This is a genomic window from Pseudomonas sp. W2Jun17 (assembly GCF_023127795.1).
GTDB classification, from domain to species: domain Bacteria; phylum Pseudomonadota; class Gammaproteobacteria; order Pseudomonadales; family Pseudomonadaceae; genus Aquipseudomonas; species Aquipseudomonas synxantha_A.
This window is the reverse complement of record NZ_SPKO01000007.1, coordinates 119,015-131,584: the sequence shown is the minus strand read 5'-3', so window position 1 is coordinate 131,584 and position 12,570 is coordinate 119,015. Positions and strand designations below refer to the sequence as shown.

General features: G+C 61.1%; 10 protein-coding genes and 1 pseudogene. 6 read left to right on the top strand and 5 right to left on the bottom strand.

The window, feature by feature from the left end; translation table 11 throughout:
* A pseudogene (locus E4O98_RS03780) lies at positions 1 to 334 on the bottom strand (aconitase family protein); the annotation flags it as partial.
* Positions 335 to 530: 196 nt separating this feature from the next.
* Between E4O98_RS03780 and rlmM the strand changes: the two are divergent.
* On the top strand, positions 531 to 1,607 hold the full coding sequence (rlmM, locus tag E4O98_RS03775; protein ID WP_078820619.1) for a 23S rRNA (cytidine(2498)-2'-O)-methyltransferase RlmM: 1,077 nt from the start codon (positions 531 to 533) through the stop codon (positions 1,605 to 1,607).
* Positions 1,608 to 1,733: 126 nt separating this feature from the next.
* Complete coding sequence (gene tusA, locus E4O98_RS03770) at positions 1,734 to 1,979, top strand: sulfurtransferase TusA (protein ID WP_032877224.1); 246 nt, start codon at positions 1,734 to 1,736, stop codon at positions 1,977 to 1,979.
* Here tusA and E4O98_RS03765 read toward each other — a convergent pair.
* Positions 1,976 to 3,370 carry an MATE family efflux transporter gene (locus E4O98_RS03765; RefSeq protein WP_248134180.1) on the bottom strand — a complete coding sequence of 465 codons (1,395 nt, stop codon included), beginning with the start codon at positions 3,368 to 3,370 and terminating at the stop codon, positions 1,976 to 1,978. The genes tusA and E4O98_RS03765 overlap by 4 nt on opposite strands.
* Positions 3,371 to 3,538: 168 nt before the next feature.
* Here E4O98_RS03765 and pdxB point away from each other — a divergent pair, with 168 nt between their 5' ends.
* Positions 3,539 to 4,681, top strand: a complete 1,143-nt coding sequence (gene pdxB, locus E4O98_RS03760; RefSeq protein WP_248134177.1) for a 4-phosphoerythronate dehydrogenase PdxB — start codon at positions 3,539 to 3,541, stop codon at positions 4,679 to 4,681.
* A gap of 53 nt (positions 4,682 to 4,734) precedes the next feature.
* Here pdxB and E4O98_RS03755 read toward each other — a convergent pair whose 3' ends face one another.
* Positions 4,735 to 4,908: a PA1571 family protein gene (locus tag E4O98_RS03755; RefSeq protein ID WP_057013325.1), complete on the bottom strand. Its 174-nt coding sequence runs from the start codon at positions 4,906 to 4,908 to the stop codon at positions 4,735 to 4,737.
* 236 nt (positions 4,909 to 5,144) lie between these two features.
* On the opposite strand from E4O98_RS03755, the gene E4O98_RS03750 reads away from it, so the two are divergent.
* A complete protein-coding gene (locus E4O98_RS03750) occupies positions 5,145 to 6,911 on the top strand; it encodes an ABC transporter transmembrane domain-containing protein (protein ID WP_223018569.1) in 1,767 nt (588 codons plus the stop codon).
* 135 nt (positions 6,912 to 7,046) lie between these two features.
* On the opposite strand, the gene E4O98_RS03745 is transcribed toward E4O98_RS03750, so the two are convergent.
* Positions 7,047 to 8,975, bottom strand: a complete 1,929-nt coding sequence (locus E4O98_RS03745) for a transglycosylase SLT domain-containing protein (protein ID WP_005786144.1) — start codon at positions 8,973 to 8,975, stop codon at positions 7,047 to 7,049.
* A 213-nt stretch (positions 8,976 to 9,188) separates the two neighbouring features.
* On the opposite strand from E4O98_RS03745, the gene E4O98_RS03740 reads away from it, so the two are divergent.
* A complete protein-coding gene (locus E4O98_RS03740) occupies positions 9,189 to 11,108 on the top strand; it encodes an ATP-binding cassette domain-containing protein (protein WP_032877220.1) in 1,920 nt (639 codons plus the stop codon).
* A gap of 182 nt (positions 11,109 to 11,290) precedes the next feature.
* Here the strand turns inward: E4O98_RS03740 and E4O98_RS03735 are convergent, their stop codons facing one another.
* Complete coding sequence (locus E4O98_RS03735) at positions 11,291 to 11,731, bottom strand: universal stress protein (protein WP_005786147.1); 441 nt, start codon at positions 11,729 to 11,731, stop codon at positions 11,291 to 11,293.
* A 105-nt stretch (positions 11,732 to 11,836) separates the two neighbouring features.
* Between E4O98_RS03735 and E4O98_RS03730 the strand changes: the two genes are divergently transcribed.
* The gene (locus E4O98_RS03730; protein WP_032877219.1) at positions 11,837 to 12,274 is read left to right on the top strand and encodes a hypothetical protein; all 438 of its coding nucleotides are present in this window, start codon (positions 11,837 to 11,839) and stop codon (positions 12,272 to 12,274) included.
* The last annotated feature ends 296 nt before the right edge of the window (positions 12,275 to 12,570 follow it).

Below are 12,570 nucleotides of genomic sequence, written 5' to 3'. Positions count from 1 at the left end.
CGCCGGCCTTGGCCACGGCGGCGCGCATGGCGGCCAGGTCGACCACCGCGGGCACCCCGGTAAAGTCCTGCATCAGCACGCGGGCGGGGCGATACTGGATCTCGCGGTCCGACTGGCGCTCTTTGAGCCAGGCGGCGATGGCTTTGAGGTCGGTGCCGGTAACGGTCTTGGCATCTTCCCAGCGCAGCAGGTTTTCCAGCAGTACCTTGAGCGACATCGGCAGCTTGTCCAGATCACCCAGGCTCTTGGCGGCTTCGGGCAGGCTGAAGTAGTGGTAGGTCTTGCTGTCTATTTGCAGTGTCTTAAGGGTTCTCAGGCTATCAAGGGATGACATTACATGACTCCTTATGGTCCGCACGGCCACGGACCTGGCGGGACGAACAGAGCTAACACGTTAGCGCTGTTTTCATTAGCAGGCTAATAACTGGACTCTATCGCCGAGCCCAAGGTTCCGAACTCGGCTATCATGCGCGCGTTTTCATGACAGGCATTGCGATAGCGCAAGGTCAGTCGATTCACCAGGAGAGTAGATGAACACCCTTTTTATGCACTGCCGCCCGGGTTTTGAAGGCGAAGTCTGTTCCGAGATCGCGGAACACGCCGCGCGCCTGAACGTGTCCGGCTACGCCAAGGCCAAGACCGGCAGCGCCTGCGCCGAATTTGTCTGCACGGAAGAAGACGGCGCCCAGCGCTTGATGCACGGCCAGCGCTTCGCCGAGCTGATCTTCCCAAGGCAGTGGGCACGCGGGGTGTTTATCGACCTGCCGGAAACCGACCGCATCAGCGTGATCCTTACCCACCTGCGCGACTTTCCGGTGTGCGGCAGCCTGTGGTTGGAAATGGTCGACACCAATGACGGCAAGGAACTCTCCAACTTTTGCAAAAAATTCGAAGTGCACCTGCGCAAAGCCCTGCTGGGCGCCGGCAAGCTGGTGGACGACCCGAGCAAGCCGCGCCTGTTGCTGACCTTCAAGAGCGGCCGCGAAGTGTTCATGGGGCTGGCCGAGTCGAACAACTCGGCAATGTGGCCGATGGGCATCCCGCGCCTCAAGTTCCCGCGTGACGCGCCCAGCCGCTCGACCTTGAAGCTGGAAGAGGCCTGGCATCACTTTATCCCCCGTGACCAATGGGACGAGCGCCTGCACGGTGATATGACCGGCGTCGACCTCGGCGCAGCGCCGGGCGGTTGGACCTGGCAACTGGTCAACCGTGGCATGCTGGTCACCGCCATCGACAACGGCCCCATGGCCGAAAGCCTGATGGACACCGGCCTGGTGCAGCACTTGATGGCTGATGGCTTCACCTTCGTGCCCAAGCAGCCGGTGGACTGGATGGTCTGCGATATCGTCGAGAAGCCTGCGCGCAACGCGGCGCTGCTGGAAACCTGGATCGGCGAGGGGCATTGCCGTGAGGCAGTGGTCAACCTGAAGTTGCCGATGAAGCAGCGTTACGCCGAAGTGAAGCGCCTGCTCGAACGCATCGAAGAGGGCTTCAAGGCGCGTGGCATACGGGTGGAAATCGGTTGCAAGCAGCTGTACCACGACCGCGAAGAAGTGACATGTCACCTGCGCCGTCTGGTGGACGTAAAGAAATCCAAAAGCCGCTGATATTAATTGTGGGAGCTGGCTTGCCTGCGAAAGCGGTATAACAGTCAAAATCTATGTTGAATGTGCCCCCGTCATCGCGGGCAAGCCCGCTCCCACATAAGAGCGGGCCTGTTTCAGGAGTGAAGTATGAGTGTTGATTTACCCGTAGACGGCACCCTCGACGCCACCGGCCTCAACTGCCCGGAGCCGGTGATGATGCTGCACCAGCACATCCGTGACCTGCCGGCGGGCGGCTTGCTCAAGGTGATCGCCACCGACCCGTCGACCCGTCGTGATATTCCCAAATTCTGCGTGTTTCTTGACCACGAACTGGTGGATCAACAGGAAGATGCTGGCACCTACCTGTACTGGATCCGCAAGAAAGCCGATTAAGCCAGCGCCTTTTCGGCACGAATGCGCCGGCGTGCGCTGCGCGCCAGGCGCACCAGCAACATCCCCGCCGCACAGCTCAAACCCACGATCAGCCCTTGCCATAAACCGCTTGGGCCGCTGGGTTCGCCGAGCCAGTCGGTCAGCCCTAGGGCATAACCCACCGGCAGCCCCACGCCCCAATAGGCGAACAAGGTCAGCACCATGGTCACCCGGGTGTCCTGGTAGCCGCGCAAAGCACCGGCGGCAGTGACCTGAATCGAGTCGGAGAACTGGAACAGCGCCGAGAACACAATCAGCATCGACGCCAGGTGGATGACCACCGGGTCGGGCGTGTAGATCGCCGCGATCTGCTCACGAAACACCAGCATCAGGCTGCACGACAGGCACGCATAGGCCAGTGCAGTGCCCATGCCGACCCCGGCGGCGAAGCGCGCTTCACGCGGTTCGCCACGCCCCAGGGCCTGGCCGACGCGCACGGTCACGGCCATGCTCAGGGAGTAGGGGATCATGAATACCAAAGAACTGACATTCAACGCGATCTGATGGCCGGAAACCACGGTGGCGCCCAGGCTGCCAAGCAACAGGGCAATCACCGCGAATATGCTCGACTCGGCGAAGATCGCTACGCCAATCGGCAGGCCGATGCCCAGGATGTGTTTGATCACCGCCCATTTCGGCCAGTCAAAGCGCTTGAACAGTTCGCTGCTCTGGTACACCGGGCCCCAGCGCGTCCAGCCAGCCAGGCCGAGCATCATCACCCACATCGCAATGGCCGTGGCCCAGCCGCAACCCACGCCGCCCATGGCCGGTACGCCGAAGTGGCCGTAGATGAAGATGTAGTTCAGCGGAATATTCAGCGCCAGACCGCACAGGCCCATGACCATGCTCGGCCGCGTACGGCCCAGGCCATCACTGAAGCAGCGCAGCACGTAATACAGCGCAATTGCCGGCATCCCCGCGGCGATGCCATGCAGGTAACCCATGGACGGCTCGATCAGGTCTGGCTCGACCTTCATCGCATGCAGGATCGGCTCGGCACACAGCAACAGCACCGCACCGCAGAGGCCGACCACCACGGCCAACCACAACGATTGGCGCACCAACGGCCCGATCTCGGTGAGTTTGCCCGCGCCATAGCGCTCGGCCACTTTCGGCGTGGTGGCCAGCAAGGTGCCGGTCATCAGCAGGTACACCGGGATCCAGATCGAGTTACCCAGGCCGACCGCCGCAAGGTCCTGGGGGCTGACACGCCCGGCCATCACCGCATCGACAAAACTCATCGCAGTAGTTGCCAATTGGCCGATCATGATCGGCAAGGCCAGCGTCAGCAGGCCGCGCACTTCCCGGCTGATGCGGGCTGGGCGGGAAAGGGTAGCGGTGGCAGTGTTCACGTACAGGTGTCCAATAAAAAAGCAGTCGCAAGGACGGCGGATTCTACGCTTTGACGCAGTGGTCAGGAAAAAACCTGTGTTGCTGATTTGTAATGCAGCCCCACAGGGATCTGTTGTGTTAGTTGAATCCCATGCCTGTACACTGCTGATCCGCCAAAGGAGCCTGCCATGCTGATTGTTGCCGACGAAAATATTCCGCTGCTTGATGACTTTTTCCAGGGGTTTGGCGAGATTCGCCGCGTGCCTGGGCGGTCCATCGACCGCGCTACCGTCGAGCAGGCCGACGTGCTGCTGGTGCGCTCGGTGACCAACGTCAACCGTGCCCTGCTCGAAGGCAGCAACGTACGCTTTGTCGGCACCTGCACCATCGGCACCGACCATCTGGACCTGGACTTTTTCAAGCGGGCAGGCATCCAGTGGGCCAGCGCGCCTGGCTGCAATGCGCGGGGGGTTGTGGATTACGTACTCGGCAGCTTGCACACCCTGGCCGAAATCGAAGGCGTCGAGTTGGGCTCGCGCACCTACGGTGTCGTCGGTGCCGGTGAGGTGGGCGGGCGGCTGGTCAAGGTCCTCAAGGGCCTGGGTTGGAACGTGCTGGTGTGCGACCCGCCGCGCCAGATCGCCGAGGACAGCGACTACGTCAGCCTGCAACAGATCATCGAGCAGTGCGATGTGATCAGCTTGCACACGCCGCTGATCAAGTCCGGCAATGGCGCCACCTGGCATTTATTCGACCGCCAGCGCCTGGAGCAACTCAAGCCCGGCACCTGGCTGATCAACGCCAGCCGTGGCGCGGTGGTGGACAACGCCGCGCTGCGCGAGGTGCTGCTGGCCCGTGAAGACCTGCAAGCGGTGCTGGATGTGTGGGAAGGCGAGCCGCAAGTGGACGTCGACCTGGCTGACCTGTGCGTGCTGGCCACGCCGCATATCGCCGGCTACAGCCTCGATGGCAAGCAGCGCGGCACCGCGCAGATCTACCAGGCATTTTGCGCGCACCTGGGCCACGAACCGAGCGTTCAGCTCAGTGATTTATTGCCGGCACCGTGGCTGGACGAAGTCCACCTTAACGCTTCAACCGATCCGGCCTGGGCACTGGCGGCCCTGTGCCGCAGCGTGTACGACCCGCGCCGTGATGATGCAGATTTTCGTCGCAGCCTGGTGGGGACCGTGCAGGAGCAGCGCCAGTCCTTCGATTTGCTGCGCAAGCACTACCCGCAGCGCCGTGAGATAGATGGCCTGAAAGTGCGCATCAAGGGCGAGTCGACGGCGCTGTCGGCTATCGTTTCGGCTCTGGGCGCTGAAACGCTGTAAACACCCATAAAAAACCCGGCCACCTGGGCCGGGTTTGAAAGAGCGTGGGCACTTCAGCCTTGCTGGGCAGGTTTGACCAGTCGCTGTTCCAGCTCGCTGCAGGCTTGCTGGATCATCTCTTCGGTAATCTGCACCTCGCGGCCCTTGGCATCGATATACGAGCAAGGCAACACCTGCTGCTGGCGGATCACTTCAATCTTGGCGTTGCTGCTATCTTGCAAGGTCATGGCCTGTCTCCTCATCAGGTTGTGTACCTATCTTAAATCCCCCGCATGAACGCGCTGTTACAACTCCTTGCACGCTCATCGGTTCGAACACCCAGTCCACCAGAAACCGGTACATATTTCCAGATGAGTCTTAGACCGATAGCCTCTAGCGGCCTGTATCGGCGGGCATAATTAACCTGACTCATTGTTATTTGCGCAAGTTCCCCCAATGTTGAAGTACAGATTCCTCATTGGTGGTGCCTTCCATGCTCTCAACCCGTCAACGCCGTGCGATCCGCCTGGCCAGCCGCTTTATTGCGCCCTACCGCTGGCAGGCCCTGGGCGCCTTGCTGGCGCTGATCGTCACCGCCGGCATCACCTTGTCCATGGGGCAGGGCATTCGCCTTCTGGTCGACCAGGGTTTCATGACCCAGTCACCGCACTTGCTCAACCAGTCCATCGGCTTGTTCATGGTGCTGGTACTGGGCCTGGCTGTGGGTACGTTCACGCGGTTTTACCTGGTGTCGTGGATTGGCGAGCGCGTGGTGGCCGATATTCGCCGGCAAGTGTTCAATCACTTGATCTACCTGCACCCAGGCTTCTATGAGAACAACCGCAGCTCGGAGATCCAGTCGCGGCTGACCACCGATACCACGTTGCTGCAATCGGTGATCGGCTCATCGCTGTCGCTGTTCCTGCGCAACGCCCTGATGGTCATCGGCGGCATCGTGTTGCTGTTCATCACCAACCCCAAGCTCACCAGCATCGTGGTGGTGGCGCTGCCGCTGGTACTGGCGCCGATCCTGATCTTCGGGCGCCGGGTGCGCAGCCTGTCGCGTCTGAGCCAGGATCGTATTGCCGACGTCGGCAGCTATGTCGCCGAGACCTTGGGCCAGATCAAAACGGTGCAGGCCTACAACCACCAGGTGCAGGACGAACAGCGTTTCGCTGTTACCGTGGAGGACGCGTTCACCACCGCACGTAAACGCATCCTGCAACGCTCCTGGCTGATAACCCTGGTGATCATGCTGGTGCTCGGCGCCGTGGGCGTGATGCTATGGGTAGGCGGCATGGACGTGATCAGCGGGCGCATTTCCGGCGGTGAGCTGGCGGCGTTTGTGTTCTATAGCCTGATAGTCGGCAGTGCGGTTGGCACTCTGAGCGAAGTGCTCGGCGAGTTGCAGCGCGCTGCCGGTGCGGCCGAGCGTATCGGTGAGCTGTTGCAGTCGAGCAACGACATCCAGGCGCCGGCCGATGGCAGCGAACGCTTGCCGCAGCGGGTCAGTGGCCGCATGGAGCTGCAAGATCTGCGCTTTTGCTACCCCTCACGGCCGGACAGTTACGCCATTGATGGCTTGAACCTGACCATCAATCCCGGCGAAACCCTGGCGCTGGTAGGCCCATCAGGCGCGGGTAAATCGACAATCTTCGACCTGCTGCTGCGCTTCTACGATCCCCAGCAAGGGCGCATCCTGCTCGAAGGCCGCCCGCTGACCGAGCTGGACCCCCTGGACCTGCGTCGCCACTTTGCACTGGTGTCCCAGAGCCCGGCGCTGTTTTTCGGCAGCGTCGAGGACAACATTCGCTACGGCAACCCGTCCGCCACCATGTCCCAGGTCGAAGCCGCTGCGCGCATCGCCCACGCCCACGATTTCATCCTGCAGATGCCCGACGGCTACCAGACCCACCTCGGCGACGGTGGCATGGGCCTCTCTGGCGGCCAGCGCCAACGCCTGGCCATCGCCCGCGCCTTGTTGGTCGACGCGCCGATCCTGCTGCTGGACGAAGCCACCAGCGCCCTCGACGCGCAGAGTGAGCACCTGATCCAGCAAGCACTGCCGCAATTGATGCAAGGAAGAACCACACTGGTGATCGCTCACCGTCTGGCGACCGTCAAGAATGCCGATCGAATAGCGGTGATGGATCAGGGCAAACTGGTGGCGGTGGGCACGCACCAGGAGTTGATTGCGAGCAATCCACTGTATGCGCGGTTGGCGGCGCTGCAGTTCAGCGCAGATCACTAGCGCCACAAGCATTGCAGAAATACCAATGTGAGAGGGGGCTTGCTCCCGATAGCAGAGTGTCAATCAGCAGTTTTGTTGCTGACCCACCGCTATCGGGAGCAAGCCCCCTCCCACATTGGAAGCAGGTTCAGTGCCTTACTGGTCGTCGAAGTACCGCTCATGCCAATCCACCAGCGGCTGCGGTGAATTGAGCTTCTGCCCGTAGATCACCGAATAAGACAGCACGTTCTGCACATACTGGCGGGTTTCGTCGAACGGGATGCTTTCAACCCACACATCGAAGCTCAGGTGGTCTGCACCGCGCAGCCATTGGCGCACGCGGCCGGGGCCGGCGTTGTAGGCGGCGGAAGCGAGCACACGGTTGCCGTTGAACTGGCTGTGCACCTGGCTCAGGTAGGCGGCGCCGAGCTGGATATTTTTATCCGGGTCCAGCACCTGGGCCGGGGAGGCCAGGGGGATGCTGAATTTGCGTGCAGTTTCCTTGGCGGTGCCGGGCATCAGTTGCATCAGGCCGCTGGCGCCAACGCCGGAGCGGGCATCGTCCATAAACGCGCTTTCCTGACGGGTAATGGCAAATATCCAGCTTGAATGCAGGCCGCGCACTTTGGCTTCGCGCACCAATGTGTCGCGGTGCGCCATCGGGAAACGGATGTCCAGGTCGTCCCAGTACTGCGCCTGGCTGATGGTACGGATCGCCGGGAAGTACCACTTCATGTCGTAGGCCAGCTTGGCCTGGGCGACCATCTCGTCACGGTTGAAGTGCCGGCTGACGTGGTACCACTCGCGACGACCGTCCACGATCTGGCCACGGGCGTAGAACTCCAGGGCGCGGCGCACCCCGGGGGTATTGCGGACCTTGTTGACCAATGCCTGGCTCATCACCAGCGGCTTGTTGTTCAGTTGGTAAGGGGATTTGGAACGGTCAGCAGCAAGGAAACCGTAGAAGTCCCGTTCCTTAGCCACGTTTTTGTACAGCACCAGGGCCTGCGGGTTTTTCGGCTCGGCCAGTTCCAGGCTGCGGGCCTGCCAGTAGCGCCAGCGGTTGGTGGTGGCCAGGTCTTGAGGGAGTTTGCGGGTCAACTGGTAGGCATCTTCCCAGCGTGCCAGGCGCAACAGCAGGCGCAGGCGCCATTCGGACACGGTGTTGTCGCGCAGTTCCGGGTCGTACTTGGTCATCACGTCCAGCGCACGTGGGTCGAAGCGCTTGGCCAGGGTCAGGCCAATCTCGCGGGCAATCGACACCTTTTCGTCACGGGAGAAGTGCATGCTGCTGGCGTAGCCGTCGAGCAGGGCCATGGCCTTGTCCGGATCCTGGCGGGCCAGGCGGCGCAGGCCCAGGCCGACGGCGTCAGACATCGCCTCGGTGGCCGGCAGGAAGCGTGACGGATCGCTGAGCATGTCAGGCTTTTGCGCCACATCCACCATCAGGCGGCCTTGGACGCCGAGGGTTGGCAGGGTCTTCACCAGGCTGTTGGCCAGCGCGTAATTGCGGGCTTCGGCGGCGAGCTTGGTGCGGTCCCAAATCTTCTGTTCGGTCAGTTGGCCGGCAGCGGCCCATTGGCCGAAGGTGGCGTCACAGGCGGCGGGCTGGGATTTGCCGGTCATCCACAACTTTTCGGCGGTCTTGTAGCCTTCAGCCTTCAGATTGTGGCTGAGCTGGTACTGGCCATGCAGGCAGTCCAGCTCGACGAAATTGAGCTTGGTGTCGTAGTACTTTTCAAAGGTCTGCCAATCGCCACGCTCGGCCAGCCAGCGCAGCCAACGCAGTTTCATCCAGTTGGCCTGGGGCAGGTCGCCGTGTTTGGCGAGGAACTGTTCGATTTCCTCGTTGCTCGCGGTTTTCAGGCGTGCAGTCAGCTCGTCATACGCCAGGTACGGCGTGAGCGGGTAGTCGGCCAGGGCCTGGCTGTATTGCATGTACGGGCCGCTGTCGCCCTTGGCCAGGGCGCGTTTGGCTTGATCGTAATACTGACGTTGGGTGGTGAGGTCCACCGCCTGGGCGGTTTGAACGGCAGTGGCGGAAAGAAGCAGACAAGATAAAAAGTTGAAAAGGCGACTGCGCATGAGACGTCCGTGCAGAGAAATCACGACTAGCACCGGCACTGCCGACACTGATTGCCCCTAGCTTAGCCTTTTGCCAGCGGCCCGCGAAAGCTTTGCCGTCTGGTTCGTTCAAGTTCGCCGGAAATGTCCTACAGAACGTGTCAATAGAGAAAATGCCGACCGCATCCCACCCTCAAGTCAGGTAGAATGCGCGCCCAGTTTTTGGAGAAGCGTATGACCCTGCTCAAATTCAGCGATGTGTCCCTTGCTTTCGGCGCCATGCCGTTGTTGGACAAGGTGTCCTGGCAGATCGCCCGTGGTGAGCGGGTGTGCATCATCGGCCGCAACGGCACCGGCAAGTCCAGCATGATGAAGCTGGTAAAAGGCGACCAGAAGCCTGATGACGGCTCTGTCTGGCGTGCCCCGGGCCTCAAGATCGGCGAATTGCCGCAAGAATTGCCGGTGGCCGACGGACGGACAGTGTTCGACGTGGTTGCCGAAGGCCTGGACGGCGTCGGCGAGTTGCTCGCGCAATACCATCACCTGGCGCAGAACTGCGTCACCGAGGAAGACCTGGACAAGCTGATGCACGTCCAGCAAGACCTCGAAGCCCGTGACGGCTGGCGCTTGCAGCAACTGGTGGACAGCACCCTGAGCCGCCTGCAACTGCCGGCCGACAAGACCCTCGCCGAATTGTCCGGGGGCTGGCGTCGCCGTGTGCTGCTGGCCCAGGCCCTGGTGTCCGAGCCGGACCTGCTGCTGCTCGACGAACCGACCAACCACCTGGACATCGGCGCCATCGCCTGGCTTGAAGAAGCCATCAAGGACTTCCAGGGCGCCGTGCTGTTTATCACGCACGACCGTGCTTTCCTGCAGAGCCTGGCCACGCGCATCCTCGAGCTGGACCGTGGCGGCCTGATCGACTGGAACGGCGACTACGCCAGCTTCCTGGTGCACAAGGAAGCCGCCTTGGCTGCCGAAGAAACCGCCAACGCGCTGTTTGACAAAAAGCTGGCCCAGGAAGAAGTCTGGATCCGCCAGGGCATCAAGGCCCGTCGCACCCGTAACGAAGGCCGCGTGCGTGCCTTGAAAGCCTTGCGCGTGGAGCGCAGTGAGCGCCGCGAGCGTACCGGCAAGGCCAATATCCAGCTGGACACCGCCGACAAGTCGGGCAAGCAGGTAATGGTGCTGGAGAATGTCAGCTTCCATCACCCGGACGGCCCGTTCCTGATCAAGGACTTCTCCATGGTCCTGCAACGCGGCGACCGTATCGGCCTGCTGGGCGCCAACGGCACCGGCAAGACCACCTTGCTCAAGCTGATGCTCAGCGGTCTGCAGCCGACCAGCGGCAAGGTGGAAGAGGGCACGCGCATCGATGTGGCCTACTTTGACCAGTTGCGCCACCAGTTGGACCTGGAAAAGACCGTGATCGACAACGTCGCCGAAGGTCGCGACTTTATCGACATCGACGGCCAGAGCCGCCACGTACTCAGCTACCTGGGCGACTTCCTGTTCAGCCCGCAACGTGCGCGTACGCCGGTCAAGGCCCTGTCTGGTGGTGAGCGCGCGCGTTTGCTGCTGGCCAAGCTGTTCAGCAAACCGGCCAACCTGCTGGTGCTCGACGAACCGACCAACGACCTCGATGTGGAAACCCTCGAGTTGCTCGAAGAAGTGCTGCTGACGTTCAACGGCACTGTGCTGATGGTCAGCCACGACCGGGAATTCCTCGACAACGTGGTCACCAGCACCCTGGTCTTTGAAGGTGAAGGCAAGGTGCGCGAATACGTCGGTGGTTACCAGGACTGGTTGCGTCAGGGTGGTTCGCCACGTCTGCTGGGCGTGACCGAGAGCAAGTCCGGCAAGGCCGACCTGACCTCGGCGGTGGTGACTCCTGTGCAAGAGGCTGCACCGGCCCAGGAAGCTGCACCCGCGGCCAAGAAGAAGCTCAGCTACAAGCTGCAGCGTGAGCTGGAAGCCTTGCCGGGTGAGATCGACGCCAAGGAACAGCAGATTGCTGCGGTCGAAGCTGAAATGGCTGACGCCGGTTTCTATCTGCGACCCGCGGCTGAAACCGCCAAGGTCATCGCTTCCCTGGAGACGTTGAACCAGGAGCTGGAAGCGTTGGTTGAGCGTTGGGCCGAGCTGGATGCCTGAGTAATCGCACCGCAATAAAAAAGCCCGGCACTCTTCTATGAGCGCCGGGCTTTTTAATATGAAATGCGATTCAACTGTGGGAGCTGGCTTGCCTGCGATAGCGGTGTAACAGCCACCTGATGCATCAACTGACAGGCTGCTATCGCAGGCAAGCCAGCTCCCACATTAGACCTTCATCGGTCTTACGAACTCTTTGCCAGTTTGACGGCCAGTACATCGCAAGGCGCGCCGTGCAATACATCATTGGCGGTGGAGCCCAGCAACAGTGCCAGGCCATGACGGCCGTGGCTGCCGACCACGATCAGGTCACAGGCCTTTTCCTTGGCCAAGTGGTGGATTTCCTGACGCGGTTGGCCGTATGTCAGGTGGCAGTCTTCCTTTTTCAGGTGCGGGTATTTGAGAATCAAACGGTCCAGGCGCTCCTTGGCCTGGTCGAATTGTTGTTGCTGCAACTGGGAAAGGTCCATCGGTACGTCACCGCCAAAGGCCATGGCCATGGGCTCGACGATATGCACCAGCGACAGTATGGCGCCATTGGCCAATGCGGATTCCTGCGCGCGCTTGATCACCGGATCGCACTCTTCGGTCAGATCGACAGCGACCAGAATATGTTTGTAGGGCATGAGGCGTTCCTCCAAGGGACTGCAATAAGTTCAGTATGGCTGCTTTCAAGCGGATGGGGTTGCGTCAGGTCAAATCCGCTCATCTAGAAATTCGGGAGTACACATATGACGGTGTGGATAGTGGTGTCAATCCTTGCGGTGGTTTTAAGCCCCCTGGCCTGGCTGCGCCCGTCGCGTGGGCAGAGCGGGCGCATGGCCCTGCGCATGGAGGCACGCCGCATCGGCCTGGCCATGCAGTTGGCGCCCCAGGAATGGCCGCACTGGCTCAAGCAAGAGCCGCCGAGCCCTTGTGCGCAGTACTGTCGACCGCGGCGTGGGAGCACGCCGGCCATCTGGAGTTACTGGCAGTTGGAGCCGGGTGTGTGGGTCAATCAATGGCGCGAAGAGTGTGTGGATGAAAAGTTGTTGCCGTATTTTGCGACGCTGCCGGCGAACGTCTACAAGGTCGAGGCCGACAAGCAGATGATCGCCTTGTACTGGGGCGAGAAGGGCGACATGAGTGTGTTGAAGGATATTGATGCGTTGCTCAGGGCCTTGGCCTGACACTCCTACAGAGGCCGGGCAATAAAAAGCCCGACTTCATCATCGGGCTGGAGGTGGCCAGGCAGGCCGGTAAATCTGCAAGTTCCCGCTAGCCTAGCCGTATGTCCCTTTCTGTACAGCCGCTTCCCACATCTTTTCTATTATTGATCTTGTGAATATTTGAATATTGACGGGTTGCCTGCCTGTGGTCCGGGTTCTGAAATGACTGGAAAGTCGCGTTTTTCCTAGCCTTTGGAGCGATTGACAATTGCTCGGAATTGGATGAAGGTGGCGTACCCAAATCAAACGGGCGTATG

Bases quoted from the DNA above. Each gene is read 5' to 3' on its own strand.
- E4O98_RS03745 (WP_005786144.1), bottom strand. From the start codon at position 8,975: ATGCGCAGTCGCCTTTTCAACTTTTTATCTTGTCTGCTTCTTTCCGCC.
- tusA (WP_032877224.1), top strand. From the start codon at position 1,734: ATGAGTGTTGATTTACCCGTAGACGGCACCCTCGACGCCACCGGCCTC.
- E4O98_RS03730 (WP_032877219.1), top strand. From the start codon at position 11,837: ATGACGGTGTGGATAGTGGTGTCAATCCTTGCGGTGGTTTTAAGCCCC.
- E4O98_RS03735 (WP_005786147.1), bottom strand. From the start codon at position 11,731: ATGCCCTACAAACATATTCTGGTCGCTGTCGATCTGACCGAAGAGTGC.
- E4O98_RS03740 (WP_032877220.1), top strand. From the start codon at position 9,189: ATGACCCTGCTCAAATTCAGCGATGTGTCCCTTGCTTTCGGCGCCATG.
- rlmM (WP_078820619.1), top strand. From the start codon at position 531: ATGAACACCCTTTTTATGCACTGCCGCCCGGGTTTTGAAGGCGAAGTC.
- E4O98_RS03755 (WP_057013325.1), bottom strand. From the start codon at position 4,908: ATGACCTTGCAAGATAGCAGCAACGCCAAGATTGAAGTGATCCGCCAG.
- pdxB (WP_248134177.1), top strand. From the start codon at position 3,539: ATGCTGATTGTTGCCGACGAAAATATTCCGCTGCTTGATGACTTTTTC.